At 65.5% G+C, this 26,475-nt stretch carries 26 protein-coding genes; 10 read left to right on the top strand and 16 right to left on the bottom strand.

Annotation, left to right across the window (positions count from 1 at the left end; genetic code table 11):
- Nucleotides 1-11: 11 nt before the first annotated feature.
- Nucleotides 12-803, top strand: coding sequence for an acyl-[acyl-carrier-protein] thioesterase (locus CH302_RS26750; protein ID WP_082323699.1), 792 nt, complete (start codon nucleotides 12-14; stop codon nucleotides 801-803).
- Here CH302_RS26750 and CH302_RS26745 read toward each other — a convergent pair.
- The 7 genes from CH302_RS26745 to CH302_RS26715 all read right to left on the bottom strand — a co-directional run bounded on the left by CH302_RS26745 (nucleotide 707) and on the right by CH302_RS26715 (nucleotide 8,554).
- Nucleotides 707-2,209: an AMP-binding protein gene (locus tag CH302_RS26745; RefSeq protein WP_230596288.1), complete on the bottom strand. Its 1,503-nt coding sequence runs from the start codon at nucleotides 2,207-2,209 to the stop codon at nucleotides 707-709. The genes CH302_RS26750 and CH302_RS26745 overlap by 97 nt on opposite strands.
- Nucleotides 2,145-2,801, bottom strand: coding sequence for an energy-coupling factor transporter transmembrane component T family protein (locus CH302_RS26740; RefSeq protein WP_037191326.1), 657 nt, complete (start codon nucleotides 2,799-2,801; stop codon nucleotides 2,145-2,147). Before CH302_RS26740 ends, CH302_RS26745 begins: the two co-directional genes overlap by 65 nt.
- Complete coding sequence (locus tag CH302_RS26735) at nucleotides 2,798-3,478, bottom strand: energy-coupling factor ABC transporter ATP-binding protein (RefSeq protein ID WP_037191323.1); 681 nt, start codon at nucleotides 3,476-3,478, stop codon at nucleotides 2,798-2,800. The genes CH302_RS26740 and CH302_RS26735 overlap by 4 nt, the downstream gene beginning before the upstream one ends.
- 24 nt (nucleotides 3,479-3,502) lie before the next feature.
- Nucleotides 3,503-4,639, bottom strand: a complete 1,137-nt coding sequence (locus tag CH302_RS26730) for a thiolase family protein (RefSeq protein ID WP_037191319.1) — start codon at nucleotides 4,637-4,639, stop codon at nucleotides 3,503-3,505.
- A gap of 11 nt (nucleotides 4,640-4,650) precedes the next feature.
- A complete protein-coding gene (locus tag CH302_RS26725; RefSeq protein ID WP_052047724.1) occupies nucleotides 4,651-5,793 on the bottom strand; it encodes an AMP-binding protein in 1,143 nt (380 codons plus the stop codon).
- Nucleotides 5,790-6,341, bottom strand: a complete 552-nt coding sequence (locus CH302_RS26720; RefSeq protein WP_176460787.1) for a biotin transporter BioY — start codon at nucleotides 6,339-6,341, stop codon at nucleotides 5,790-5,792. The genes CH302_RS26725 and CH302_RS26720 overlap by 4 nt, the downstream gene beginning before the upstream one ends.
- A 152-nt stretch (nucleotides 6,342-6,493) precedes the next feature.
- Nucleotides 6,494-8,554, bottom strand: coding sequence for an HNH endonuclease signature motif containing protein (locus tag CH302_RS26715; protein WP_094650144.1), 2,061 nt, complete (start codon nucleotides 8,552-8,554; stop codon nucleotides 6,494-6,496).
- Nucleotides 8,555-8,628: 74 nt separating this feature from the next.
- On the opposite strand from CH302_RS26715, the gene CH302_RS26710 reads away from it, so the two are divergent.
- Complete coding sequence (locus tag CH302_RS26710; RefSeq protein WP_037191315.1) at nucleotides 8,629-9,138, top strand: GNAT family N-acetyltransferase; 510 nt, start codon at nucleotides 8,629-8,631, stop codon at nucleotides 9,136-9,138.
- On the opposite strand, the gene CH302_RS26705 is transcribed toward CH302_RS26710, so the two are convergent.
- On the bottom strand, nucleotides 9,128-10,075 hold the full coding sequence (locus tag CH302_RS26705) for a CPBP family intramembrane glutamic endopeptidase (RefSeq protein WP_094633949.1): 948 nt from the start codon (nucleotides 10,073-10,075) through the stop codon (nucleotides 9,128-9,130). The genes CH302_RS26710 and CH302_RS26705 overlap by 11 nt on opposite strands.
- Nucleotides 10,076-10,303: 228 nt before the next feature.
- Complete coding sequence (locus CH302_RS26700) at nucleotides 10,304-11,497, bottom strand: MFS transporter (RefSeq protein ID WP_052047721.1); 1,194 nt, start codon at nucleotides 11,495-11,497, stop codon at nucleotides 10,304-10,306.
- A gap of 62 nt (nucleotides 11,498-11,559) precedes the next feature.
- Between CH302_RS26700 and CH302_RS26695 the strand changes: the two genes are divergently transcribed.
- A complete protein-coding gene (locus tag CH302_RS26695) occupies nucleotides 11,560-12,102 on the top strand; it encodes a GtrA family protein (RefSeq protein ID WP_037191312.1) in 543 nt (180 codons plus the stop codon).
- Nucleotides 12,089-12,628 carry a SixA phosphatase family protein gene (locus CH302_RS26690; RefSeq protein WP_037191611.1) on the top strand — a complete coding sequence of 180 codons (540 nt, stop codon included), beginning with the start codon at nucleotides 12,089-12,091 and terminating at the stop codon, nucleotides 12,626-12,628. Before CH302_RS26695 ends, CH302_RS26690 begins: the two co-directional genes overlap by 14 nt.
- Here the strand turns inward: CH302_RS26690 and CH302_RS26685 are convergent, their stop codons facing one another.
- The 3 genes from CH302_RS26685 to CH302_RS26675 all read right to left on the bottom strand — a co-directional run bounded on the left by CH302_RS26685 (nucleotide 12,629) and on the right by CH302_RS26675 (nucleotide 15,623).
- Complete coding sequence (locus tag CH302_RS26685; protein WP_027498199.1) at nucleotides 12,629-12,829, bottom strand: membrane protein; 201 nt, start codon at nucleotides 12,827-12,829, stop codon at nucleotides 12,629-12,631.
- Nucleotides 12,830-12,891: 62 nt separating this feature from the next.
- A complete protein-coding gene (locus CH302_RS26680; protein ID WP_037191310.1) occupies nucleotides 12,892-14,295 on the bottom strand; it encodes an outer membrane protein assembly factor BamB family protein in 1,404 nt (467 codons plus the stop codon).
- A complete protein-coding gene (locus CH302_RS26675) occupies nucleotides 14,292-15,623 on the bottom strand; it encodes a hypothetical protein (RefSeq protein ID WP_141216736.1) in 1,332 nt (443 codons plus the stop codon). The genes CH302_RS26680 and CH302_RS26675 overlap by 4 nt, the downstream gene beginning before the upstream one ends.
- Nucleotides 15,624-15,803: 180 nt before the next feature.
- Between CH302_RS26675 and CH302_RS26670 the strand changes: the two genes are divergently transcribed.
- Genes CH302_RS26670 through CH302_RS26660 form a run of 3 tightly spaced genes read left to right on the top strand, consistent with a single transcriptional unit; the run spans nucleotide 15,804 to nucleotide 18,342 of the window.
- Nucleotides 15,804-16,388 (top strand): hypothetical protein, encoded by a 585-nt coding sequence (locus CH302_RS26670; RefSeq protein WP_052047720.1) that lies wholly within the window; start codon nucleotides 15,804-15,806, stop codon nucleotides 16,386-16,388.
- On the top strand, nucleotides 16,388-17,695 hold the full coding sequence (locus CH302_RS26665; RefSeq protein ID WP_052047719.1) for a sensor histidine kinase: 1,308 nt from the start codon (nucleotides 16,388-16,390) through the stop codon (nucleotides 17,693-17,695). The genes CH302_RS26670 and CH302_RS26665 overlap by 1 nt, the downstream gene beginning before the upstream one ends.
- Entirely contained in the window at nucleotides 17,692-18,342 is a 651-nt protein-coding gene (locus CH302_RS26660) for a response regulator (RefSeq protein ID WP_037191303.1), read from the top strand. The genes CH302_RS26665 and CH302_RS26660 overlap by 4 nt, the downstream gene beginning before the upstream one ends.
- On the opposite strand, the gene CH302_RS26655 is transcribed toward CH302_RS26660, so the two are convergent.
- Nucleotides 18,339-19,673, bottom strand: a complete 1,335-nt coding sequence (locus tag CH302_RS26655) for an NAD(P)/FAD-dependent oxidoreductase (protein WP_037191300.1) — start codon at nucleotides 19,671-19,673, stop codon at nucleotides 18,339-18,341. The genes CH302_RS26660 and CH302_RS26655 overlap by 4 nt on opposite strands.
- Nucleotides 19,674-19,803: 130 nt before the next feature.
- On the opposite strand from CH302_RS26655, the gene CH302_RS26650 reads away from it, so the two are divergent.
- A complete protein-coding gene (locus CH302_RS26650) occupies nucleotides 19,804-20,703 on the top strand; it encodes a LysR substrate-binding domain-containing protein (RefSeq protein WP_037191297.1) in 900 nt (299 codons plus the stop codon).
- On the opposite strand, the gene CH302_RS26645 is transcribed toward CH302_RS26650, so the two are convergent.
- Nucleotides 20,679-21,641, bottom strand: a complete 963-nt coding sequence (locus tag CH302_RS26645; protein ID WP_176460791.1) for an MsnO8 family LLM class oxidoreductase — start codon at nucleotides 21,639-21,641, stop codon at nucleotides 20,679-20,681. The two genes, CH302_RS26650 and CH302_RS26645, sit on opposite strands and share 25 nt — an antisense overlap.
- A gap of 93 nt (nucleotides 21,642-21,734) precedes the next feature.
- Here CH302_RS26645 and CH302_RS26640 point away from each other — a divergent pair, with 93 nt between their 5' ends.
- Nucleotides 21,735-22,109, top strand: coding sequence for a VOC family protein (locus CH302_RS26640; RefSeq protein WP_037191293.1), 375 nt, complete (start codon nucleotides 21,735-21,737; stop codon nucleotides 22,107-22,109).
- A 14-nt stretch (nucleotides 22,110-22,123) separates the two neighbouring features.
- On the opposite strand, the gene CH302_RS26635 is transcribed toward CH302_RS26640, so the two are convergent.
- Nucleotides 22,124-23,059, bottom strand: coding sequence for an endonuclease/exonuclease/phosphatase family protein (locus tag CH302_RS26635; protein ID WP_176460786.1), 936 nt, complete (start codon nucleotides 23,057-23,059; stop codon nucleotides 22,124-22,126).
- A 133-nt stretch (nucleotides 23,060-23,192) separates the two neighbouring features.
- On the opposite strand from CH302_RS26635, the gene CH302_RS26630 reads away from it, so the two are divergent.
- On the top strand, nucleotides 23,193-24,833 hold the full coding sequence (locus CH302_RS26630; protein ID WP_037191288.1) for a GMC oxidoreductase: 1,641 nt from the start codon (nucleotides 23,193-23,195) through the stop codon (nucleotides 24,831-24,833).
- Here the strand turns inward: CH302_RS26630 and CH302_RS26625 are convergent.
- Nucleotides 24,830-26,443 (bottom strand): alkaline phosphatase D family protein, encoded by a 1,614-nt coding sequence (locus CH302_RS26625; protein WP_037191285.1) that lies wholly within the window; start codon nucleotides 26,441-26,443, stop codon nucleotides 24,830-24,832. The two genes, CH302_RS26630 and CH302_RS26625, sit on opposite strands and share 4 nt — an antisense overlap.
- Nucleotides 26,444-26,475 lie beyond the last annotated feature (32 nt).

Raw genomic sequence — 26,475 nt, 5'->3', positions numbered from 1 at the left:
ACAGTGCGGTCGTGACCAATGCACGCGTGGAACCGGCCGGCTTCGACGACGAACTGGCACCGGAGCCGCCGCCCGGTGAAGGCTTCGAGACCAACTGGCCGGTGCGGACCGGCGACATCGATCCGAGCAACCGACTACGGTTCGACGGCGTTGCCCGCTACCTGCAGGACATAGGTACCGACAACCTCGACGCCACTCCCCTGGGCAAGACGGATCCCATGTGGATCGTGCGGCGCACCGTCATCGATGTATTCGAGCCGATCCATTTCCCGGACCGAGTGCACATGCGGCGCTGGTGTTCCTCGATGTCGACCCGATGGTCCAACATGCGGGTGGCACTGACGACACCGAAGGGTGGACGCATCGAGACCGAGGGCTTCTGGATCAACATCAGCAAGGACACCGGAATGCCGACCCGCATCAGCGACGGTGCCCTGGAAATGCTGGCGCGAACCACCGATCAACACCGGTTGCGCTGGAAGGCATGGCTGACCGAGCCGGTGCCGGCGGAATCTCACGGGGACGTTCAGTTCCCCTTGCGCGCAACCGATATCGACCCGTTCAACCACCTCAACAACGCCGCATACTGGCATGCGATCGAGGAGTTGCTGGTGGACGTGCCGGAGCTGGCCGCGGCACCGCACCGCGCCGTCATCGAATACCTGACCCCGGTGCTGGCGGGTGAACGCGTCACTCTGCGCCACCGCTACGACGGCGGCGCGTTGACCGTCTGGTTCGTCGTCACAGGAGCATCGGGCGAGCCGACGCTCCGGACCGTGGCCAAGGTTGCACCCAAGGCGTGACGGTCGAGCTTGCCGCGTGGTGTGCGGGGCAGCGAATCCACGACGGCGATCACCACCGGCAGGCTGGGACCCGGCAGCACGGTGCGTAGGTGGCGGCGGATCCGATCCACGGATATCGGATCGGTTTGCGCAACAACAACTCCGGCCGCTGGCTCCGCACCGGTTCGGTCGTGGGGCAAGCCGACCACCCCGGCCTCGAGCACACCGGGGATCGACAACAGTGCCGCTTCGATCGGAGCCAGCTCGACGTTGAGTCCGGCTCGAACGATCGTCTCGCTGTCGCGGCCGTGCAAGACCAGTCGTCCCTCTTCGACACTGCCGCGATCGCCGACGGTCATCCACCCGTCGACCGGCCCGTTCGTCAGGGTCGTGTGGCCTCCCACTCGGCTCAGGTAGCCGTCGAACAGCATGTCGCTGCGCACGTGCAGCAGCTCGTCCCTGATCTCGACCTCGACCCCGTCGAACAGCTGTCCGCTGACCTCGGTGCCTGTGATTTCGCTTCGGTCGTAGGAGACGAAACTGAGCTCGGACGCCCCGTAGAAGTGCGTCGTCGTTGCCTTCGGTAGCGCTCTCGCCAGTGCCGCTCGACCCGACTGCGGCCATCGCGCCGCAGACGAGAGCACCTCGCGGACACTGTCCGATCGCACTCCCGAGCGAGCGATGTCCCAGGCGATGGTCGGTACCGAATACAGATGTGTCGGAGCATCTTCGAGAGCGACCGGCGCCTTGCGTAGGTCCACCGTCGCACCCCGGGTCAGCCCGTGCAACGCACCGTAGAGAAAGTGGGTGTGATCGAGGGTGCCGGGTGCGGACACCCGATCGCCTGGACCCAGATCGAACAGTGCGTCGGAGCGGTCCAGCGTGGCAGCCCACGACGCCTGATTGCGCACGAACAACTTGGGCGGGCCCGTGGTTCCGGAGGTTACGCCCACGAGCAACTCGGAATTCGCTGCGGGAGTGGAGATGGCGGCGGTCGGGTCGGCAGCCACGTCCTCGGGTGCGAACACGTCGACTGCGCCCCAACCACGCAATCTCGCATGCTGACGCGGATGCGCGGCAATCAGCGAGGGCTCGCACACCGCCGTGACATCGGCGAATTCATGAGCCAGCAGATGTCGATGCAGCAGAACGACACTCACCCCGGCATGCATCGCCGCGACGACGACCACCAATGACCCGATATCCGACGTCGGCAGTACCGCGATACGACGCATCCCTGCCACTGCGGTCGCCGCGCGTGTCACCCGAGCCCAGAATTCCCGGTAGGAGATCTCCCCGGTCGAGTCGACGACGGCCGACCCGCGACGGTCGGAATGCTGCGCTATTCGGGCGGCGAGGAGCTCACTTGTGGTCATCATCATCGACACCGTCATCATCGACACCGTCATCATCGACACCGTCGTCATCGACACCGCGGGCGACGAGGGCGTCTCCCATCGCGTCGGCGGTGCGGAGGGCACGCACCAGGACCGGCGTTGCCAGCGCCGTCATCGACCACTGCAGTCCGCGTGCTTTGCGGGCCTGCGACACCTCTTGGACGATGGACGCGAGCAGCGGGATGCATCGAATGGCCAGGGCCAAGAGCAGTCCGATGCGATCCGGATCGACGCCGAAGCGTCGGACGGGGCCGAGCGCACGGGTGACGGTATCGAGCATGTCGGTCACCCGGGTGGTGAGGGTGACCAGAGCCGCCAGAGCAACGGAGATCACCAGCACCCCGCACACCACAACGGCGCGCTGCCAGGTGGTGATGATCACCTGGAACACGCCGATGATCAACAACATCCACAGCACCGGACGCAGCTGCGCCAGTGCAACTTTCGCCGGAATGCGGGCCACCGCGAACAATGCCGCGACCAGCAGCGCCACCACACCCACTTCGAGCGGAGTACGCGCGAAGATCACCGTCGCCAAGATCGCGAAGATCAGCGCCAGCAGCTTCGATCCCGGGCTCATCCGGTGCAGCAGCGAGGTGCCGGGCCGGTAGAGACCGATCATCCGATCAGCTCCCGGTAGGCCGGGACCGCGGCGGCGGGGGTGCCGTCGAACGCGATGCGGCCGTCGTCGATGACGATGACGCGCTCGAAGCTGTCCAGCAGTGCCAGTTGATGGGTCACGACGATGACTTGCTGGTCCATGGAATCCAGAGCCTGCGCGACGACGCGTCCGTTGCGCAGATCGAGCAGCGTCGTCGGTTCGTCGGCAACGACCACCTCCGGTCGTCGAATGAGGACGGCACCGATCGCCAGCAGTTGTTTCTGTCCACCGGAGAGCAGGTGCGCCGGGTGGTCGCGGTGCTGATCGAGACGGAAGCGGACGAGAATCTCTTCCACACGCTCGGCCACCTCGGCCTTGCTCAAACCGGACCTGCGGAGCGAGAACGCGAGATCCTCTGCGACAGTGGGCATCACGATCTGGGAATCGGGATCGGTGAACACGAAACCGACCTTCTTGCGAACCTGCGCCCCCTTCTTCGCGGCATCGACGCCGTCGACCGTGACGCGGCCCGTATCGGGCTTGATCAGACCGTTGATCATCCGCGCGAGCGTCGACTTGCCCGAACCGTTGGAACCGATGATGCCGATTCGGCGCTCGTCGAATTCGAGGTCGATGCTGTGCAGCACCTGCCGTTCCCCGAACGAGTGCGAAATGTTCTCGAACTTGACTGTGCTCATATGACCCTGCTCATGTAACCCTGCTCATGTCGCTCGTTCCACCAGCATCGCTATTCCTTGCCCGCCGCCGATGGCGCAGGCCGCCAGGCCCAGTGCCGGGCCCCCGGGTTGCAGCATTCGAGAGGCCAACCGTACCAGCAGAATTGCGCCCGACGCGCCCCACGGGTGCCCCATCGCGATGGCTCCGCCCTCCGGACAGATGCGGCCCTCGTCGAGGCCCAATTCATCCGAGACCGCGAGCACGACCGACGCGAAAGCCTCGGTGATCTCGACGGTGTCGATGTCGGCGAGGCTCACCCCGGTGCGGGCGAGCAGCTTCTCGATCGCCGGCACCGGACCCAGTCCCGGAAGAGCCGGGTCGGACCCTGCGACCGCGCTGCCGAGGATGCGCAACGCCGGCATCCCGGCTGCGCGCTCGGCCGTGGTGACGGCCAGAACTGCTGCGCCGTCCGATATTCCGCACGAGTTGCCCGCGGTCACGGTGCCGGCTGGGGTGAACGTGCCGGCTGGGGTGAACGTGGGGCGCAGTCTGCCGAGCCGCTGGGCAGTCATGTTGGGGCGGATGCGCTCGTCGGTTGCGACATCGTTCACCGTGACGATCTCGGCCGAGAAATCGCAGGCCGCCGCGCGCGCGAACGACCGTGCAGCGTAGGCATCTTGGCGTTCGCGCCCGATACCTCGGATTCGCGCGAGGTCGTCCGCTGCCACACCCATGTCCGGGTCCGCGAAGCCGGGCGGAGCGAACGGCGCTCGGGTGTAGCGGACGGGTTCTCCGCCGTCGACCGGTGGCCAGAATCTCCACGGGCTGGTGCTGGCAGACTCGACGCCACCGGCCAGTATCAGCGTCTCGTCGCCGCTGCGGATACGCGACGCGGCCTGCGCCACCGCGTCGAGCCCGGATCCGCACTGCCGATCGACGGTGACGCCGGGAACGCCGACACCGAGGCCCGCGAGCAGCGCCGAGACCCGTGCAACGTCGCCGCCGGGACCGAGACAGTTGCCGAGAATCACGTCGTCGATCGGAATTTCGAGCGAACCGATCTCAGCTGCAACAGCTTTCAGCACCGGCGCGGCGAGGTTCGGGGCGGTGACATCGGCGAAGCCGTGCCCGGCGATACCGATTGCCGAACGTTTCGCCGCGACGATAACGGGGACATTCACAGGAGCGACATTCACAGCAGGGCCCTTCGGGCGATCTTGCCGTTGGAGGTACGGGGCAACTGCTGCACCACCGTCCAGCGTCGCGGCAGTGCTTCCTTGGCCATGATTGCGCGAGCGTCGGCGCGCACGAGGTCGAGGTCGCGGGTTCCGTCGAGTTCGATGACAGCAGAGACCGTTTCGCCGAGAACCGCGTGTGGTGTGCCGATCGCTGCCGCAGCTCGGACGCCGTCGAGTGCGGTCAGGATGTTCTCCACGTCCTCGGCGATCACGGTGGTTCCGCCCACGTTGATCGCTGCATCCCCGCGACCGTGGACGAGGAGTTCGGAGCCGTTCAGTTCGGCCAGATCACCGACGCCGAACCAACCGCGCGCACCGAGCGCAGCGTACGGCGAACGAACGAACAGGTACCCGTCCTCGGTGCGTGCGTCGACGTCCCGAAGCAGTCTCAGTGACGAGTGTTCGCCCACCACCCTCGCCGCCACCAGTGACAGCTCCGCCGAGCCGTAGTACTCGACCAGCCTGATCTCTTGCGTCGAGGGGTTCTGTGCCGAGATCGTCTGCGCGGCGGCATCATCGAGGCCACTCCCGGCAGCGACGGCAACTCGCGCATGGGGCATCCGGGAGAGGACGTCACGGAGTACCGCAGGCACGGCATGGACAGCAGTGGCCTGCGCAGCGTCGTCGGTGACGCATGCCCCGAGCCACAGTGCGTGCACCGCGGCGAACAGGTGCATCGTGGCGTGCAGCGGTCCGGTGATCAGTACGGTGTCGGTCGGTCGGATGCCGGAGATGTCGGTGAACTCGGGGAAGCTGTCGACCCACGACGCGACCGTGCGAGCGAGCGGTTTCGGGCGGCCGGTGGAGCCCGAGGTCGCCACCAGGAGGAACGCGTCGGGATCGGTGTGCGCAGGGCGCTCGGGACGGGCGACCGGGTCCTCCACTCGGACGGCGCTGCCCTGCCTCGCCGCCGCGAAGACGCAGATCAAGGCCTCCGGCAGATCGAGCGCTGACGCGTCGTGGGATCGATCGCCGTGCACCGGGAGGTGAGGCCACTGCTCGACCGCTGCGTCGAGTTCGGCGTAGGTGAGTGTGCGACCCGCCCAGGAGATGGCGGTGTCGTTGTCGCGGCCTCGACCTCCCAGCGTGAGAGTCACGCCTTGATCAGGCCCGGGTACGCGCGGTGGACACTCTTGGCGACGACGGTGGCGACGACGACCTTCGCGATGTCTCCCGGTAGGAACGGTCCGTTGGACGTGATGGCGGCCCAGAGTCCGACGTCCGTGCGCAGAACGAGCCCGATGATGCCGAATGCGTAGACGACGAGGATTCCGCCGACCGCGTTGATCAGCAGGCCGAGCGCGATCGAGTACTTGGGCAGGATGCGCGCAGTGAGCAGGCCGATCAGGAATGCGGCCGGAATCCACCCGATGAGGTAGCCGACGGTCGGTCCGGCCATGGCGGCGAGACCGGTACGCCCGCCCGCCAGCAGCGGCAGACCGATCATCGTCAGCGCGAGGAACACCAGGACCGCGGCCGTGCCTTTGCGTGGTCCGAGGATCGCGCCCGACAGGATGATGCCGAGGGTCTGCAGAGTGATGGGGACGCCCGAGAACCCGACGGTGATCGATCCCGGCAGGCCGAGCGCGGCGATGAGTGCTGCGAACACCGCAATCTGCGCCATGTCGCGGGCGGAGACGTTCATTCGCCCGACCTTACGGCTCGGCTGGCGAGTACTGCTGTCGACATCTGACACGGGTGACTCCTCGAGGAGTGGGGCGGCGAACTGCCCCAGAGACTTGAACGGCGTTCAAGGTAGCAGGCCAGCGGCCTGTGCCACACCGGCACGGGTGTTGTTCAGAAGGGTGGCGGGTCGTATCGGGAGCGGTCGTATCGAACGCGTGCATGGACGACGCGACAGTGTTCGAGGTAGGCCCGCCGCTTCTCCGCCAACCTTCTTCGGTCGATATCCGTTGTCGCAGAGCGATAGTCGTCGAGAGTCGGCGGTGTACACCCGCCGTACTCGAGCTCCCAGCGGGTGGGTTCGAGCAGGCTCGCTCCCGGCCTGGACGAGCCCCTTCGGCGTCGGCGGGATGCGCGGGGAGTCGCGATCGACATCTCCGGCACCGTGACTCTGCGCAGACCGAGGGAGTTCGACCACAGAATCGCTCCGCCTGCGAGCATCACCGCCGACCACGCCCCCGAGGTCTTGGCCTGATGATGGAACACGCACACCGGCTGAAGATTGGTCACGATCGTCCAGCCGCCCCGCTCGGGATCGTCGTGATCGAACGGAACCAGATGATCGATCTGACACCGGGACGCCGGCACGTCGCAATTCGGGAAAGTGCACGTGCGATACGCAGCACGAACGAACGCGGCGACGCGGGCACCCGGCCGATACGTCACCGCCGACCGCGACGGAGCGGACTCGCCGCCATGACCGTCGGGAAAGATGCCGCGAGCACGCTCGGGCCGTTCGGCAATCCAGGCAAGCCACCGTGCGACGAGCCCATCGCGGACAGACTCCTCCCCCAGTAGCGGGACTGCAGATGGCAGGCAGTGGGCACCCACAAGACGCACGGACGGAAGCTGGGCGGCACCTCGTACCCGACCCATGCCGACCACCCGACGCAACAACGACGACGAGACCGTCGAGAACGGTCCGAACGAACTCGACTGCAAACCCGACCCATCGCCGCCGACGGAGTCGGCATGGTCGGGGCCGGAATCACCGGAACTTGGGCCGCAGTCACGGGGCGACTGCCCGCGGCCGGAGTGCGAAGGACCGCCACCGTCTGAACCACCGTCGTCCGGGCCACCGCCATCCCTACCACCGCCATCCGGACCACCGTCGTCCGGGTCACCGTCGTCCGGGCCACCGTCCAGCCCACCACCGTCAGGGCCGTTATCGTCCCGACCATCATCGTTCGATCCGTCGTCGCCCCTGCTTGTTCGTTCGGGCTTCAGCATCTCGACCAGCTCGGTCAGCAGGGCCTGCCACTTCGCGTCCGTGGCAACGATGCGCGCCACTTCGGGGTCGATGGGTGTCCCGTCGGCGAGGGTCGCGGGCTCCGAGGACAGTCCCAGCAGCGTCTCCACCGCCACCACGATCTGGAGGAGATGCCCGCGCCGAGGAGGAATGTCGTCGACAGCGCCGGCCACCGGGCAGTCGTCGCCGCGATCGCACTGACACGCGAGTGAATGCTCGCCGTGCAGCAACGCCATCAGACCCGCGGCCCGCAGCGTGCCCGTCGATCGTGGGTCGCCCTTGCAGACCGTCCCGACCATCTCGACGATGAGGGCATCCGCTTCCGCTGCTTCGAGATCGGTGATCTTCGCGATGAGCGACGCGATCCCGCCCGGACCGGTGCGGTCGATCCTCACGCCGACCTCCTCGGACTTCGCGGTCTCGCGGGCAGCTTCGGCACCGACCGGATCGGCCTTCATCCACAGCCGCCAGATCCGATTGCGTAGCGCCTGCGGACGCATTCGGCCACCCGAGGCACAGACCTCGTATTCGATCTTCGCGATCGTCTCGTCACTGGCACGATGCAGCACCGAGGTGATGGTGACCACCGTCGACCAGTCGAAGCTGCCGGTCACGAAACGCAAGGCGGTCAACGGCATTCGATGCAGACGCTCCGCGACATCGTGCACCACCGACGCATCACGACGCGTTCCGGTCATCGTCACGGCCAGATCGCACAGGGCACCGCGGACGGTCTCGCCCGGATCTCCGCCGGCAGCTTCGGCTGCCTCGAGGCGCATCTCGAGAACATCGCAGTACGCGAGCACGGTGGCCGCTCGAGCGAGATTCTCGTTGACACGGTTGAGTGCGATGACGTCGAGAAACCCCGCAATGCAGTCATCGACCAGCGGCGTCTCCGCCGCTCCCCACCCCCCGGTATCGAACATGAATTCGATGATACGAGAGGGGTCCGACAAGAAATTCCGAGAACTATTCGAGTCGTATCGGTATAACTGCAACGGTGGCCAGATACACGATCCGTGACATCCGCCCGGGCGACGAAGAACAGCTCGGCGCAGCGCACGTGGCGATCTGGAAGGCGACGTACGCGGGAATGATGAACAGTGCCAAGCTCGATGCGATACGCCCTCGCGATCGCATCGAACGATGGGAGCAGATCATCGCCCGCCGCGACGAGGAGTCGAGCCGCGGTGTGCGGACCCGATGCGCAGTCGACACCAACGATTCACGCATCGTCGGTTTCGCCACCGGCGGCCCACCACGCGACCTCGATCCGCCGGCGTCGACCGAACTGTGGTCACTGAACGTTGTGCCCGAGCACCACGGCACCGGCCTCGCAACACAACTCATGACCACCGTGATCGACCGGGAGGCATCCACATATCTGTGGGTGGCAGCGGCTAACGATCGCGCGGTGGCGTTCTATCGCAAGCATCGATTCGAGCTGGACGGCACCGAGAAGTTCGACCCGATCTGGGAGTGCCTCGAAGCCCGCATGGTCAGGGCTTGACGGGCGGTTCTCGTCGGGACTCGTCGGGATCGAGTTTCTCGGGGTTCAGGACCACCTCGGCCACCATCGGAGTCGTCTCGACGGTCGCATCGCCGTACCGAACGGCCACCGTATTCGGCAGGAACGCCTCCAGCGCCCGGGGGGCGAGCCACCACAACAGCGCTGCAAACAGGATCAGAATGTTGATCCCCTGCAGGACGGTCGCCGCATTCTCGGACGGAATCACGCGATCCAATACCTGGATGTTCATCACCAGTCCGTGGATGGCGATCAACACCCACAGTCGCCGGTAGCGGTAGAACACCCAGACCGCCGCGGCACCCCAGCACAGCGCCCACAGAAACCCGCCTCCACCGAAGTACATGTAGAGAAGGCCTCGCATCGTGGCCGACAGCGCCATGATCGCCCAGATCGGGAGTCGGCCCACCAGTAGCAACACCGGCAACGCCACCAGGATCGGCTCTTCGCGTAGACCCACGGCGAGCGCTGATACCACTGCGAGCCAATCGGACTCGACCGAGGCAGGAACCGAGAAGCTGAAGCGGACGATGTCCAGGCGAGACAACACGAGCAGCGAAGCAGAGGCGGCACCGATCGCGGCACACCAGGTGAGCGCCGCCTTGCGCGCGGTGCCACTGCGGGCCGGCCACACCGCAGGCAGCTTCCGACGTCGAACGAAATACACGAGGGCGATCGCCACCGCTCCCACCACCACCTGCGCTGCACCGACCGCGAGATCGGCCCACTGATCCCCCATCGAGAGCGTCGGGGCGGGCGCGTCGGGTTCACGGAAGCGCCACAGCGCGCCCATCAGGCTCACCGAGTAGACGACAACCCAACCGGCCACCAGACCCAGGACCATCACCGTGGTGCCTGCAGCGGTCAGACCACGCCGAGGCGAGCGAGTAGCGAGCCCCGCGTCGACACCGGTCGTCACCAGGTCACCACCATTCCGCTCCATACAGATCGCCGAACAGCTTGTTTATCACGCCTGGGCCGAGAATTCAGTACCGTCCCGGCGATACGAACCGGCGGTGCCACTCACGGCCGAGTGTCACGCTCGGACTCATCGCTCGAATCTTTCGTGCCGACGATGTCGTCTCGTAGTTCCGCGAGCAGCCCCTTCTTCGGGGTGCCGCGACGAGGTACGGCGGTTGTTGCGTACTTATCTGGAACCGCGGTCCTGAGTCGAGTCGACGGGGAATCTGCGGCCGTAGTACCACCCGATCACCGCGACGACGACGCCTGCCACGGCAATGGCCCCCAGTACCGAGCCGAAGCCCGAAGCATCCACGACGCGACCGACGACCAGGGGTGCCACGAGAAATCCGATCCGGGAGACCAGCGACACGATCGAGATGGCCGCGGCCGAGGACACCCCGGGAAGCCGCCCGGCCAGGCTGAAGACGATCGGAAACAGTGGGCTCGCGCCCAGGCCCGCAACCGCGAACGCTCCGATGACCAGGATCGGTAGATCCGCGGCCAGAACCGACAGCCCCAGGATGGCAAGAAAGGCCACCGCCACCAACGACGCGCCTCCGGTCAGCACCGTCGACGGTCCGAACCGATCGACTACTCGGTCTCCGACCAACCGGCCGATCAACATCGCGGCCGAGAACGCAACGAACGCCATACCGGCCGAACCCGGGCCCGCACCCTCTTCCGTCGTCATGTAGACAGCGCTCCACGACTGCGGAAAGTCCTCCATGAGCCCGGCGAGCAGCACCACGGCCCCGAGCAGAGCGAGTGCGGCCGTCGGCCGTGCGAGAACGAGCCCCGGCGCTCGGTCTTCGTGATCGTCGCGCACCACCGGTTCCGGACCTACCAGACCCCGTCCGACGGCAGCGAGAACGAGCATCAACACCACCGCGACCAGCCCGAAGTGCGCTGCCACCGGCATCCGGATACCGGCCGCGGCCGCGCCGGTCACTCCCCCGACCACGGCACCGACGCTCCAGGCTGCATGGAAGCTGCTCAACAGCGACTTCCCCGCTCGCTCCTCGACGAGCACGCCCTGCGCGTTCATGGAAATGTCCATCACTGCGTCCGCTCCGCCGAGAAGCACCAGCGCCGCCAACAGCGTCCACCACGACACAGCCACGGCAGGCAGCACGAACGCCGCGCACAGCAGCAGACCGGAGGCGAGAATCGCCCACCGACTGCCGAACCGTCGAACCGTCGCCGCTGCGACAGGTGCGGCCACCAACCCGCCGAGACCGACTCCGGTCAGCGCCAGGCCGAGGGTCGCGACGTCGATGGACAGCGAGTCCTGGATCTCCGGAATGCGCGGAGCCCAGTTCGCGAACACCGCTCCGTTGACGAAGAACACGACCAGAACGGACAACCGGGCACTAGTCATATTGCCGTGAGCCTAGCGTTCACCGGCGAGCCGAACCCCTTACTCGAGGTAACGTCGTTGGGATGCATGTGTCCGACCGCCTCACCGACCACGTTCCCGAGCGCTGGCTGGAGCCCCTCGTCAAGCACGCAGAGGCCCTCAAGTTCCTCATCGTCGGAGCGATCACCTTCGTCGTCACCGTCGTCCTGTTCTTCGGCCTGAAGTGGACGATCCTGCAGGACAAGCCCGTGACGGCCAACGTTTTGGCCGTGCTGATCGCGACGATCGTGTCCTACATCCTCAACCGGGAATGGTCGTTCACAGCGCGCGGCGGACGACGTCGTCACCACGAGGCAGCGCTGTTCTTCGCCGTCGCCGGAACCGGCCTGGCAATCAACCAGCTCCCGCTGTGGGTGTCGAGTTACATGCTGGATCTGCGGTCGCCGAACGTGTCCTTCCTCACCGAGAACATCGCCGACTTCGTCAGCGGATCCATCATCGGCACGTTGCTGGCAACCGCATTCCGATGGTGGGCGATGCGCAAGTTCGTCTTCCCGGAACCGGTGAACGTTCTCCCCGATCCGGTCGCCCTGACCGTTTACGGTGGACGGCATGGCGACCATTAGGACCCTCGTGCTGATGCGGCACGGCAAATCCGGCTACCCCGACGGAGTACCGGATCACGAACGACCTCTGGCGTCGCGCGGCCAACGCGAGGCGGCACTCGCCGGAGCCTGGATCGCCGAACACGTCGGCACTGTCGACGCAGTGTTGTGCTCGACGGCTCTGCGCACCCGCGAAACCCTGGCCGCTACCGGTCTGGGCGACGCTCCCACCCGCTTCGAACGAGACATCTACGGCGGATCCGCCGACGAGATCATCGACGAAATCCGCCTCGCCGACACGTACTTCGCAGGTGCAAACACCACAGACGTGACGGTATCGACCTTGCTGGTCGTCGGGCATGAGCCCGGAATCCCCTGGACCGCACTCGAATTGGCGGTCGACGACGACACCGACGTGGCCCGTGAGGTTCGGCACCGCTTCCCCACATCTGCGATAGCAGTGCTCACCACGGAGTCGTCCTGGGCAGAGCTCGCAGCAGGGACGGCCACGATCACCGAATTCTGCATCCCGCGCGCCGATCAGTGATCAGCGGTTCCTGAGGTACAGGTAGCCGGCACCGCCTGCTGCGATCAGCAGAATCAACGCGGCAGGGAACCCGAGCAGCCACCACACCACCGCCAGCACCACCAATGCGGGCGCGGCGGCAATCAACGCGATGCCGGGATTCTCACGAACCGTCTCCAACGCGGACTGTGCGTGCACTCTGTCGATCTTCTTGCCTGCCATGTCGGACTCCCTGTTTCGTATGTCCTGTATGCGTACTTCCACTGTAGGCGCACCGACAGCAGCTAACCGCGGTCGACGACGGCAATCGTGGCTGTGGACGAATACACCAGACGGTCGCCGGATTCGATCACCCACGATGCCAGGTACCGATTCGTTGCATAGGGGTCCGGCGTCGGCTCGATCTCCAACCGCCGACGTGTCGTACCGTCTTCCAACGCGATCGAATCCACGGTGCCGCCGACGGTGGAGTACGCGAGACCGTCGGCGTACGCCGTGATCGGGTAGTAGTCATCGGGATCGTTCTCCCACCGAACCGAACCGGTTCTCAGATCCAGTGCCGTCACATGAGCTGTTCCGGGAGCACGTGCGATCACCACATCCCCGACGACAGCTACGCCATTGGTCGACGCCAACAGCGGGCTCGACCAGAGAAACTGTCCGGTCGTCCGATCGAACGCACTGTCACCGACGACCATCGGCAGCGACAGGTCTGTTGGATCGTCGATCTCGAGGAAGGGATACACCGGCAGCGGAGATCTGGCGACAGTTCGACCATCCGAGGCGAGCGCGACGGTACCGGCGTACGTCTGGGACTGTGTACAAACCGCCTCGGTCATGATCACCAGTGCCGGTTGCACCCGAAAAGGTTGCGACACGCAACTGTCGGGATAACCCCGGTACCACGTGATCGATCCGGTGACCGAGTCGAATCCTATTGCCGTCGAACCGAACCGGCCCAGGCCGTAGTTTCCGTCGATGGTGATGACCGGCCCCGGCATACCCGCGTAAATGGCCTCGCCGGGAAGTTCGGTGACCCAATCGCGCCCGACATCGTTCACAGAACCCTTGGCGAGCTGCCGCGTTCCCTCGTAACCTGCTTGCGTGACAGTAGAACTGATCGAGTAGAGCGAGAACCCGTCGGTTCCCACAGCCAACACACGTTGCGGCACACGAACAGAGCGACCAGCACCGGTCGTGGTGTCCCCCGTGACAATCGTCGATTCCGGATTTTCCGACTCGGTGCTGGAGAGGCAGACGAGGTATCCCGACAAAGGCCGGTCGGCACAGGATTCCACCCGGAGATCGTCTCGCCGCCATAGTGTGGATCCATCCGTTGCGTCGAGGCCCACCATCGCGGGAGCGTCGAAATTCCCGGTAGCAGGATCCGGCAGACCCACCGAAGCGATATACACCCCGCCCGCATCGATGAATCTCGCTGCGCTGGGGTTGAGCCGTCCGCCTGCACCAGGATCACGAAACTGCGCGAATTCGCGGCCGTAGACGGCCTCTGCAGATCTGGACCACTGGACTTCCGGCGCACGCGGAACCGTCGGCGGAGCTGTGGTCGTCCATGCGGGGGCAGTCGCGATTGCCGGGCCGTCGTCCTGCGCGACAACGATCACCGCAGCAACGACAGTCGCCAACGCCACGGCTCCCGCTGTCCACACCGGCCATCGGGAGCTCACAGGTCCAGGCCCGGTGCCGTCGCGATGGACTCGAGATTGCCGACCGTGACGAGCTCGCCCGCCGATGTCGACGAGATACGGACACGAGTGCCCGACGGCCGGGTCACAGTCACGGTCCTGACGCCGCGCTTCGATCTCTCCGACATCGATCCGTCGGGCAGGCGCACGGTGTCGACCGAGCGATCAGCCATCGGGTCATATGCGTCGGGAATTTCCGGGAGTGGCTGTCCACCCGTGATCGCCACGGTCACAACACCTTCAGATCCTGACGTCAGAATTGTCCCGGCTGCACACAACGAGTCGTGGGACAACGAACTCCGTTGCATCGGTGCCAGCGGCTGCTCGAGCACGATCACTGCCCGAAGCGCGCGGATTCGAGCCTGGTCCAGGGCGCGGCCGATACGGTCTGCGTCGGCGCGAGTCACCGCTGGTCCATCCTGCGACCCAACTCGCGTGTCACACGGCAGAGGAGGGAGTCGGGTTCCGCCCGGCACCGCTGCATCGATTCGCAGCTCGCTCGACGACACCACGGAGATCAGGTCGTTCATGGACACTGCTTCGTCCGAAGACACGAACTGGCTTGCGTTGGCCTGCAACGTCGTTCCATCGGATGCGTAAGCAGTCGCCGTCCTGACCACCGCTGTTCTACCACCGTCTTCGCTGGTGGACTCTTTCGTGTCCACGACCGTACCGTCGGCCGCGACCTGCCTGCGATCGAGAGTGCCACCGACACAGGGCGGTACACCGGCAGTCGACTTCGAGATCGTCACGGTCACGTCGGCACCCGAGCCGTTGCGAATCAGCAACCCGGCGGCAGTGGAGCTCGCGAACATCGACAGATCATCCGTCGGACCATCGCCGACAGAGCTATCGGACGTGGGACCTTGCACAGGACCGAATCGAAACGCGGATTCGGCACCGAACGCGAACGTACCGGGTGCTGCGAATTCGACGGCGGTCTCGGCCGGCAAGGCAGAAACAAGCGCATCGGACAGCGCAGTAGCTTTGCGCCCGGAGAACCATGGATAGCGGGGGTCGTCGTAGCGTCCTCCATCGAGACGGAAGTACGCCCCTGAAAAATCCCCGGACTCGGGAACGACGACGGCATCACACCCCGGAATCGTGGTCGACGACTCACCCTGGTCGTAGTTCGACGCGATGAACCCGCTCGACGCAGGCGTATCCGGCGACGCGAAGTCCGCAGGACCGGACGCGCGTGACTCCACGACGATGACTCCTGCCGCGACCACAGCGACAGCGACGAAGACCCAGAAAATCTTCGGTTGACGCCCGAGCGCTCCGAGGTGCAACGCGCCGAGGTCCATCACGGCGACGAGCCTAGCCTGCCGATCGCCCGACTCGACGCTCCACGACTTTCGGTGAAGCTACGGCTTTCGGTAGAGCTACGACTTTCGGTGGAGCGCAGCGTCGTACCTTCGGCAGAACCACCAGGTACGACGCCTCCGCGGGGGTACCGCGCGCACTTCGGCTGCGGTGAGATCGGGTCCATGGACAATCCGATTCTGCTGACGATCGCGATCTGCGAGGTCGGCTTCTGGGTTCTGGTGATCGGCGGGTTGTGCCTGCGCTACGTGGCACGCATGCGACGCGCCAGCACCGTCACCCTGGCTCTGCTCCCGGTCCTCGATGTCGTCCTCGTCGCCGCGGTGGCACTCGATCTGCACCGCGGCGGAGAGGTCGAATTCGCCCACCGCCTCGCCGGCATCTACCTCGGCTGGACGGTCGTGTTCGCGCACTCCACCGTGGCCTGGCTCGACGTACGCTTCGCGCACCGATTCGCCGGTGGACCCGCACCGATCAAGCCTCCGAAGACCGGTCCGCGGGCCTACCGCAACGAGATCCGGGGATTCGTGAAGTGGCTGACCGCCGCGGCCATCGCTCTGGTGATCACCTACGCACTGGCCTACACCGTGGCAGACTCGGATCAAGCAGCAGCACTGAAGACCGTGATCCAGCCACTCGGCATCATCACGTTCTTCTGGTTCGTCACCGGACCGCTGTGGGTGCTGGGTTCCAAGACAGCGGGCTCGAAGAATACGAAAGATGCGGCAGGAGAACGGAGTCGACTCTGATGCTGGGTGATTCCCGACTGCTGCACACCCTTCGACCGTCCTGGCGACCTCGCAGTCCCGTGGTGCTGCCGATCGAGATGCTCCTGGCCACGCTCGTCTACGCCGGATTCCAGCTCTCCACCGGCATGGTCGGCGACACCAGAGACGAACTCGTCCAGAGCCCACCCCTGATCGCAGCGAGTGTCGTTGCCCTGCTGGCGATGACCGGCGTGACGTGCGTTCGCCGATCCTTTCCGGTCACGGCATACCTGTCCGTGGTGGCCATCAGCATCGCGCTCATCCTGGTTCTGCCGGACCGAACCCTCGGATTCACCCCGCTGTACTGGTTTGCCATCGCCGCCTTGGCAATTCGAGTTTCCGGACCACGCCTGTTCGCCCCCATCGCCGTCGGGCTGATCCTCGAGATCGCGGTCAGCGTCGACACCCGGCTGTCCTACCCGGATTCCACGGGCGGCCCAGGTGGCACGATCGGCGTGCTCGCCGAGCAGATCGTGAACCTCGTCATCAACTACACGGTGCTCATCGCACTGGGCAAGTACATCGCACGGGGTCGAGCCCAGGAACTCGAGAGCGAAGCCGCCCTCGGGCGAGCCGAAATCGAACACCGGCAACGGCTGAACGAGGCCCTGGACAACGAACGAAAGACCATGGCACGCGAACTCCACGACGTCGCGGCGCACCACCTGACCGGAATGCTCATCCAAGCCAAGGCATCGAAGACGCTCATCACGAGCAACCCCGAGCAAGCACGCGAACTACTCACCGGCGCAATCGGACACGGCCAGCGCACCCTCGACAGCCTGCGCCAGATCGTCGGCATCCTGCGCCCGAGCGACACCGACAACAGTTCCAACACCGACAGTGCACCGCAACCGATGATCTCTGATATCGCCGAGCTGATCGAACAGTCTCGAATCTCGTTCGGGCGCATCGCGATCAGCATTGTGGCAGACAGCGACGATACCGACAGCGCCGTGCAACTGACGTGCTACCGCATCGTTCAGGAGTCGTTGTCCAATGCCCGACGTCATGCGCCGAATTGCGCTGTGCGCGTCGAGGTATCGAATCGATCCTCGGCCATCGAGGTCACCGTCACCAACACGATCACCTCGGACAAGTCCGAACCGCACGAGCCCTCGGGTCAGGGATTCGGCATTCCGGGAATGCGGGAGCGGGCCGCGCTGCTCGGCGGCACCCTCGATGCCGGATTGTCCGAGGACCGAACGACGTGGACCGTGCGCGCTCGACTGCCCGTCGGCGGAACGATCTCTCTGCGCGGTGCTGGTGTGATGGAGTCACACGCATGATCACCGTACTGATCGCGGACGATCAACCCGTGGTTCGGCAGGGATTCGAGCTGTTCCTGGCCGGCCATCCCGAGATCGAGGTCGTCGGGCACGCGAGCTCGGGAAGGCATGCCGTGCAGCAGGTGTCGGCACTGCAACCCGACATCGTACTGATGGACATCAGGATGCCGAACGGCGACGGACTGACCGCCACACGCGAGATTCTGGCGCAGTTCGACAGCGTTCGCGTCATCGTCGTCACCACGTTCGACCTCGACGAGTACGTGTTCGCAGCTCTCGACAGTGGAGCGTCCGGCTTCCTGCTCAAGGACACCGATCCCGACGAACTGGCCGACGCGGTGGTCACCGTCGCCGGCGGCGGCGCGGTGCTCTCCCCTCGACTGACCCCGCGCCTGATGACCGAGTTCACCCGCCGCGGCGTTCCGAGCCCACCCACGTCCGTTGCACCGCAACACGACCTGAGTCTGCGTGAAATGGACGTGGTGCAACTGTTGGCGCAGGGCCTGGGCAACAACGAGATCGCCCGGGCACTGCACCTAGAACAGAGCACGGTCAAGACTCACGTGAGCAACATCTGTCGCAAACTCGACGTCAACACCCGAGTCCACGTGGTGATCTGGGCCTACCGCAACGGCATTGCGACCTAGGCCGCGTTGCGCTCCTCGTCGTCCGAGCTCTCGCCGGCGACCTCGGCCCGCGGTTCGATCGTGGCGGCGGAGTGGTCGGTGTACTGGAAGTGCGGTCGCTTGTCGCCGATGTACGAGGTCATCCACGACACCACCGCGACGTACCGATTCCGGAAGCCGACCAGGTACATCAGGTGCACCGCGAGCCACATGAGCCACGCGATCGGTCCCGACATGTCGACCTTGCCGAACAGCCGCGCCACAGCGCTGAATCGGCCGACGATCGACATGCTGCCCTTGTCGGTGTACTCGAACGGGGTTCCTGCGTCGACCTTTCCGATGATCATCTTGGCAACGTGCCTGCCCTGCTGCATCGCCACCGGCGACTGACCGGGGAGCTTGTGCAACGACGTCACGTCGCCGATCGCGTAGATGTCCTTCGCCGAGCCGACCGTCAAGTCGTCGTGCACGAGAAGGCGTCCGGCACGGTCGGTCTCGCAGCCGGTGCGCTCGGCGATCGTGGCCGCCAGCTCGCTGGCCTGAACGCCGGCCGACCAGATGACAGTCTTGGCGGCAAAGGTTCGTGAGGTCTTGGTGTCCACGTCCTGCACCGTCACGACGTCGTCGGCGATATCGGTGACCATGGCCCCGGTGACGACGTCGACGCCCGACTTCTCGAGCTTCGTACGGGCATACGCACTGAGCTTGCCGCCGAACGCCGGCAGCACTTCCTTGACTCCGTCGACGAGGGTCACCGTGACGTCGTCGGGTTCGATGTCCGGGAACGATCCGGCGAAATAGCGATGCGCGAGATCCCTGATCTGACCGGCCAGCTCGACACCCGTCGCGCCTGCACCGACAACGACGAAGCTCAGCAATTCCTTGCGAGCAGCCGAATCGGTTGTCAGGTGCGCAGTCTCGTAGCAGCTGAGAATCTGCTCACGCAGAGCGATCGCGTCGTCGACGGTCTTGAGCGCGAACGTGCGGTCCTTGAACTCGTCACGGCCGAAGTACGCCTGCGTGGCACCCGTGGCGACGATCAATCGACCGAAGCCGATGGTGTGGCTCTGCCCGGCACCGACGTAGGTGACCTGGTGAGCTTCGGGATCGACATCGACGACGCGTCCGAGACGCACGTCGGCCGAGTCGTACTGCGCGAGGATGCGTCTGATCGGAGGGGCGATCTCGCCGGTCGAGAGCATTCCGGTGGCGGCCTGGTAGAGCAGCGGCTGAAAGAGGTGTTCTGTGGTGCTGGAGATCAGCGAGAACGTCACACCGGCCTTGCCCAGAGACTTGGCAGCGGCCAATGCTCCGAATCCCGATCCCACGATGACGACGTCGTACGTTTGCACAGCACTTTCCTTTTCGGCTCGAGTCTTTCCCTGGGCGAAGAACTACCTCCATGAAACTCCGACCGAGATGCTCTATCAACGCGGAAGTTGAAATAGCATCTATGAGTAGAACTCATGATTGAATGGCGAAATGGAACTGCGGCAGCTCAAGTACTTCCTCGCGGTCGGAGAGGAACTGAACTTCTCTCGCGCTGCCGAACGCTGCTACGTCTCGCAATCGGCGATCAGCCTGCAGATCTCCAAGCTGGAACGAGAAATCGGTGAGCCCCTGTTCGAGCGCACCTCTCGTACCGTTCGATTGACCGTTGTCGGAGCACAATTGGTCTCCATCGCCCGGCACATGGTGGAGCTCGAGCAGGCCGCCCTGGCACTGACGACGCGCAAGCGCAATCAGCTGCGCCTGACCGGAAACATGACGTTCGCAGCCAACGCCATCTCCGCCATCGTCGCGGTTCGCGAGCGCCATCCCGACGCCGAGATCGACTTCGTCCTGAAACGATTCGCAGAACAGATCGAAGCGGTGACGTCCGGCGACTGCCAGGTAGCGCTGATCCGCGGCAGCGTCGAACGCTCCGGTCTACAGGTGACCGAGCTGTGGACCGAGGACCTCGTCGTCGTCCTCCCCGAGGGCCATCCTCTGGCGGGTGAGAACAACCCGAGCCTGAGCCAGCTCGCCGGCTACCCCCTGCTACTTCCCAAACGGAGCGAGCAAATCCTGCTGCACCGGGTGATCGAGCGCGAGATGAAGCGCAGTGCACTGCCGCTGAGCTTCGGCCCACCCGTGGCGTCCGATCACACCGCCAGCGCCGAACTCCTCAAGAACCCGCAATGCTGGTCCATCCTGTACGCCAGCACCGCCGACAGCACCCCCAAGACCGGCCTGGTCTTCCGCACCGAGGCCGACCGCAGGCTGCGGCTACCGGTGTCGGCCGTCGTCGACGCGACCGTGCCCATCACCGACATTCAGCGCGACCTGGTGGCAGCACTCGCAGCGACGGCACCGGTTCAGCCCGCCACCCCCGCGAGCTGAGCGAACGCGACATCCGCGTCGAACAATTCGGCGCGATCGTACGTCGACGTCGAGGCCATGATCTCGTTCGCGCCGGTGCGCTCGACAACCTCCTCCAGCCGAGGACGGACCTGCCCGGCCGTGCCGAGGATGCTCGACGCCAACGACGCCTCGATTCGGCTGCGCGTCTGCGGCGTCCACTGTGATTCGTCGATCCCGGACGCTCGTTCCAGAGCCGGGAACTCACCCTCGCGTCTGGACCTGGCCATCGCCCACGCCTCCGGCACGGCGAGCCTGCGGGCATCGGCCGCGTCCGCTGCGATGGTCACGTCGAGCGAGACAACCACGTAAGGTTCGGGATTCGATGGCGTGGGCCGAAAGCGCTTGCGATAGAGCGCCAATGGATCGTCACGCTGGAGAACCGGTCCACCGACCACGACCGGAAGCCCGGCGCGAGCGGCAACCTCGAGACCGGCTCCGGTCGCGAGAACGAACACCGGCGGCGACGGAACAGCGGGCCGGGCAGTCACCGGTCCCGAACCGTCGAGATACGAACGCAATTCGGCGATATCGGCCTCGAACGTGTCGGTCCGCTCACTGCGCAATGCTGCCCGAACCGGTTCGGTGAAACCGAGGGAGCGGCCGACACCGAGGTCGATCCGTCCGGGAAAGAGGGACTCCAACATCAGGAATTGCTCGGCCACGACCAGCGGCTGATGATTGGGCAGCATCACCCCGCCGGATCCGACGCGAATGCGCGAGGTGCGCGACGCCACCGCCGCGGCGAGAACCGCCGGTGCGCCCGACGCGATGCCGGGAACGCCGTGATGCTCGGCCACCCAGAACCGGTGCAATCCGATCTCCTCGGCATGCACTGCTCGTTCGACGGTATGCCGCAGCGCCGAGCCGTCGTCGAAACCGGATCGCGTGCGGGATCTGTCGAGCAGTGAGAAGAACACGGATATCTCAACCGACGAGGCGTCGGGCATATTTCTCGAAGTGTTCGTTCACCGCGGACCGAACATGTCCGCAATAGCGCTCATCATTGCTCCATGAACCTCACCATGAAGCTCGAACTCGTCACCCTCGCCGTCACCGACGTGGACCGCGCCAAGGACTTCTACGTCTCGATCGGCTTCGTCGCCGACCACGATGCTCGCCCCTGGGACGGTATCCGGTACGTCCAACTCACTCCCCCGGGCTCGGCCTGCTCCATCGCGATCGGCGAGGGCATCACCGACGCCGAACCGGGCAAAGGAGCCGGGATCCTGTTGGTCGTGGACAACGTCCAGGAGGCCTACGAGCACCTCACCGCAGCCGGCCTGACCATCGATCCACCCAAGGACGAGGGCTGGGGCACGTTCGTGTACTTCGCCGACCCCGACGGCAACACGTGGTCGGTGCAGCAGTTGCCAGCGCAGCCCTGAACCCAGTGCCGGAGTTACTGGTGCCGGAACTGCAGCCGGGCCAGGATGCCGCGGTGGTCGGAGCCGGGAATCTCTACGGCCTCGACCGAACGAACCGCCATGTCCGCCACCAGAACATGGTCGATGGCGATGACGGGTGGGTACCAGGTATGCGCCGGATACGTCCTGAGCATCCCGGCTCCGCTCGCCACCGCGGCATCGACGAACCGACCGTCCTGCATATCTCGGTACCGCCGATGATCCTGCGTCGCGTTGAAGTCGCCCGCCACCACCACGGGACCGTCGTCGACGGGAATCTTGGCCAGTAGTTGACGCAGCAGCGCGAGCTCGCGAACCCAGTCGGACGGCTCCCGTGGCCACGGCGGCACGGGATGAACCGCGAACACCAGCGGCCGCCCCGGCATCTCCACCCGTGCCGAGAGCAGCTCGGTCACGAAACCGTCGTGCCGCTGCTCGTCGACGAGCGGAAAGCGACTGTAGATACCGGACCCGTCACCGCCCGCGGCGGCACTGACGTACACATGCGGCAACAGCTCGGACAGTCTGCCGCGAAGCCCCGCGTCGGCCTCGGGCGTCAACTCGACGAGGGTGAGCACGTCGGGCCGGTGTTTGTCGACCAACGCAACCAACGCATCGAGATCGGCCTGTCCCAGCCAGATATTGGCGTGCAGCACCGTCAGAGTCGGCGCTTCGGCCGTCGTCCGGGAGCGGTGCCTGTGCAGAGGAATCCGCGTTGCAATGGCACCCGTCACCACAGCCGCGCCCGCCGCCAGCCCCCACCACCCGAACGCCACGGCCGCGAATGCAGTGCCGGGCACCGCGGCGAGCATGAGGACATGTGCCAAAGACGCGGCAACGAGCATCGCCTGCCCCCGCGCGTCCACGCGGTGCGCCACGATGCCGAGTACTGCTGTGACGAGCAGTAACAGAGCCGCCGATGCCGAAACCATGAGCGGAAGTCTTACAGGCAAACCTGAGGCCGAGCTGGGAAGCATCCTCGAGACCGACCGAACTGTTCGCTTTCTCGCCGCAAACACGACAGAATCGATAACGCTGTCCGTGAGTCAAGTAGGGGGACTTTCCGTGAACCGAAGGCAACTGCTGCGGTTGGCCGCTGCCGGAATGCTCGGCGCTGCCGCCGCTCCGGTTCTGAACTCGGCTGGAATGCCGGGCTCCGCCACCGCAGGTGCGCTGCCGATCGGCGCCGAACGCATCCGAGCACTGGTTCCCGAGCTGTTCGCCGACCCCCCGCGCCCACCGGACCACTCCCCCGTCCTCGTCATCGGCTCCGGATTCGGTGCGAGCGCCGCCGCCCTCCGCATGGCGCAGGCCGGCACCCAGGTCACCGTCCTCGAACGCGGACTGCGCTGGCCACGTGACCCGTGGCGCGAGATCTTCACCGCCGACATGACCGCCGACGGACGCGGACTGTGGCAGCAGAGCTCGTTCACCAACATCACCGGAATGCCCGTCGGACCGGTCGACCTGTTCGGCGGCGTCCTCGACACGACCCGCTACGAGAACCTCTCCGTCTGGCGCGGCGCGGCCGTCGGCGGCGGCTCGATCGTCTACACCGGCGTCACCATCGCCCCCGACAAGAAGTTCTTCGACCTCTCCTTCGGCGGACGACTGAACTACGACGAGATGGCCGCCACCTGGTACCCCAAGGCGCGCTCGATGCTCCGGCCGTCGGCGATGCCCGAGGACGTCTACAACAGCCCGAATTTCGCACACTCACGCACCTGGGACGACCACGCCAGGCGGGCAGGCTTCACCCCTCAGGCAGTGGACGGCAACTGGAACTGGAACGTCGTCCGCGACGAGATCGGCGGCCGCTCGAGGCCGTCCGCGACCGTCGGCGCCAGCACCTTCGGCAACTCCAACGGTGCCAAGCACGACCTGACCCAGAACTACATCCCCCAGGCCGAGGCCACGGGCAACGCGACGGTATGTCACAGCCACCGCGTCGCGGCGATCGGCACCGAATCCGGCGGCCGCTACCGCGTCGAGATCGAACGCCTCGACCCCTTCGGCAACGTCGTCGAGACACGCACGCTCACCTGCGACACCCTCGTCCTCGGAGCCGGGTCCATCGGCACCACCGAGCTGCTGATGCGCGCCCGCACCACCGGAGCACTGTCGAACCTCAACGAATTCGTCGGCACCGGCTGGGGCACCAACGGCGACGCCTCGATGACCCGGTCGCTCGGGCCGATGTCCGCAGGACCGCAGGGTGCGCCCTGCGCATCTCGCATCGTCGACGACTCAGGACTGCCACTGACCGTCGAGAACTGGTACGTACCGGGCGTTCCCGTGAACCTCGGATTCATCGGCTCGCTCGGCATGACCATCGACCCGCTGCGCGGAAACTTCGGATTCGATTCCGCCGCAGATCGATTGACACTGAACTGGCCCAAGGGTGGCAGCCGCGACACCGTCGAAGCCCTACGCGCAGTACAGAATCGGATGGCCCAGGCCGGCGGCACCGTCGTCGCAGCCGAACCGTTCACCCGCGATGTCGACGACACCTTCACCGCCCACCCACTCGGCGGTGCGGTATTGGGCGACGTCACCGACAATTACGGGCGGGTGAAGGGCCACCCCGGGCTCTACGTCGTCGACGGTGCACTGATCCCCGGTAGCACCGGAGCCGCCAACCCGTCGCTGACCATCACCGCATTGGCCGAACGCAACGTCGCGCAGATCATCGCCGACGGTCGCTAGCTCAACTCGATCTCGGGGCGGCCCTCGGGGACGGTGACCGTTGCTGCGGTTCGCACCGATGCCCCCGGTGTGGAAACACGATCGAGAACCCTGACCTCCGAACGCCATTCGGTGTTCGTCAGCGTGCTACGGAGATAGCCGCGCCGAGCATTGCCGTACTTGACGTGCGGTGAGGCCTCGGCGATCGCCGCACCGGCGGAGTCGACATCGGCACCGTCCTTGCCCGACGCGATGGACGTGGTCGCGATCTCCACACCTTGGATCGGCGACACCTGATCCTGGTAGTCGCGTCGCAATTCCGACACGATCGTGCGGTGGATGTCGCCGACGATGGACGCGACGTTCTTCGTGCCACGATCCCTGGCCCCGTCCAGAATTCGGTGCCGAGACGCCTCGTATCCGCTCCACGGATCCATCCCGACCTTGCGATCGCTGCCGAGCCCACGAGCCAAGTCCGAGATGACCGTCTGATGCGCCAAGAAGTTCCACGTCGACGGTGATGCGAACCCGTCGAGAATCCATTGTTCCTGTGCTGCACCGGTTATGGTGCGTGACGGATCGGCCGTCTCGGCGTCCTGCGCATGCTCGCCGTCCCCGTGCGCCTGATCGCTGCGGTACTGGCGCGTGTCCAGCACCGAGAAGTCCACCAGATCGCCGAAGGAGAACCGGCGATAGACCGTCATGTCCGGTCCGATGGGTTTCAGATTCGCGCGCACCGGAGTGTTCTCCCACCACGCCTTGAAGGCATCAGCTCTGCGCAACAGAAACTCTCGCGGATCGTCGTTGTCCTGGCTGATCTGCGAGGCCCAGTTGTTGTCCACCTCGTGATCGTCGAACGTCGAGACGAACGGTGCCGACGCATGTGCGGCAGCCAGGTTCTCGTCGGCCTTGTACATCGCGTATCGGTCGCGATAGTCGCCGAGCACCATGGTTTCTCGGGCAGCCGACTCGGTGCGCGGCTCACCCTTGCGAGCCCCCTCATCCTTGATCGCGTACTCGTAGATGTAGTCGCCCAGAAAGAACACCACATCGAGATTCGAGGCCGCCAGGTCCTGGTACGCGCCGAAGTAGCCGTCCTCCCATTTCTGGCACGACGCCCAGGCGAAATCGAGCCTGCTCAGCGACTGCCCCACTGCCGGTGCAGTTTTGGTGCGTCCGACCGAGCTGGCGTGCGGTCCGACGAGAAATCGATAGAAGTATTCGCGAGCGGGCTCCAGACCGCGGACGTCGACGTGAATCGACCAGCCGTCGAACTCAGTGGCAAGCTCGACGCCCTCGCGCGTGATGTTCACGAATCGCTCGTCCGCTGCGATCTGCCACCGCACCGGCACGACGCCGGGAGTCATTCCGCCCAGTGGTGCAAAGGGATCGGTGGCGAGTCTGGTCCACAGCACCACCGAATCGGGCAGTGGATCGCCGGATGCCACGCCGAGGCGGAACGGGTAGTCGGGAGTCACCACGGACTGCGCGTGCGCCGCCGTTCCTGCGAGTTCCGGAGTGAACGCCAGCGCCCCCACCAACGCACTCCACGTCAGGAACTGTCGACGCGTGGCCCCCGCCCGCAAGGAGATGTCCTGTCCGATCCCAATCTCGTTACCGCGTCTCACCATTGGTCGAGACTCTCGCGCCCGAGCAAACTGCG

This window comes from Rhodococcus sp. 15-2388-1-1a (genome assembly GCF_002259145.1).
GTDB lineage: Bacteria > Actinomycetota > Actinomycetes > Mycobacteriales > Mycobacteriaceae > Rhodococcoides.
The sequence above is the reverse complement of the archived record's forward strand: the minus strand, read 5'-3'. Positions and strand labels throughout refer to the sequence as shown.

Excerpts from the sequence above, each read along its gene's own strand:
- CH302_RS26745 (WP_230596288.1), bottom strand. The coding sequence starts at position 2,209 with ATGACGACGGTGTCGATGATGACGGTGTCGATGATGACGGTGTCGATG.
- CH302_RS26740 (WP_037191326.1), bottom strand. The coding sequence starts at position 2,801 with ATGATCGGTCTCTACCGGCCCGGCACCTCGCTGCTGCACCGGATGAGC.
- CH302_RS26735 (WP_037191323.1), bottom strand. The coding sequence starts at position 3,478 with ATGAGCACAGTCAAGTTCGAGAACATTTCGCACTCGTTCGGGGAACGG.
- CH302_RS26720 (WP_176460787.1), bottom strand. The coding sequence starts at position 6,341 with ATGAACGTCTCCGCCCGCGACATGGCGCAGATTGCGGTGTTCGCAGCA.
- CH302_RS26715 (WP_094650144.1), bottom strand. The coding sequence starts at position 8,554 with ATGTTCGATACCGGGGGGTGGGGAGCGGCGGAGACGCCGCTGGTCGAT.
- CH302_RS26700 (WP_052047721.1), bottom strand. The coding sequence starts at position 11,497 with ATGACTAGTGCCCGGTTGTCCGTTCTGGTCGTGTTCTTCGTCAACGGA.
- CH302_RS26695 (WP_037191312.1), top strand. The coding sequence starts at position 11,560 with ATGCATGTGTCCGACCGCCTCACCGACCACGTTCCCGAGCGCTGGCTG.
- CH302_RS26690 (WP_037191611.1), top strand. The coding sequence starts at position 12,089 with ATGGCGACCATTAGGACCCTCGTGCTGATGCGGCACGGCAAATCCGGC.
- CH302_RS26685 (WP_027498199.1), bottom strand. The coding sequence starts at position 12,829 with ATGGCAGGCAAGAAGATCGACAGAGTGCACGCACAGTCCGCGTTGGAG.
- CH302_RS26670 (WP_052047720.1), top strand. The coding sequence starts at position 15,804 with ATGGACAATCCGATTCTGCTGACGATCGCGATCTGCGAGGTCGGCTTC.
- CH302_RS26665 (WP_052047719.1), top strand. The coding sequence starts at position 16,388 with ATGCTGGGTGATTCCCGACTGCTGCACACCCTTCGACCGTCCTGGCGA.
- CH302_RS26660 (WP_037191303.1), top strand. The coding sequence starts at position 17,692 with ATGATCACCGTACTGATCGCGGACGATCAACCCGTGGTTCGGCAGGGA.
- CH302_RS26650 (WP_037191297.1), top strand. The coding sequence starts at position 19,804 with ATGGAACTGCGGCAGCTCAAGTACTTCCTCGCGGTCGGAGAGGAACTG.
- CH302_RS26640 (WP_037191293.1), top strand. The coding sequence starts at position 21,735 with ATGAACCTCACCATGAAGCTCGAACTCGTCACCCTCGCCGTCACCGAC.
- CH302_RS26635 (WP_176460786.1), bottom strand. The coding sequence starts at position 23,059 with ATGGTTTCGGCATCGGCGGCTCTGTTACTGCTCGTCACAGCAGTACTC.
- CH302_RS26625 (WP_037191285.1), bottom strand. The coding sequence starts at position 26,443 with ATGGTGAGACGCGGTAACGAGATTGGGATCGGACAGGACATCTCCTTG.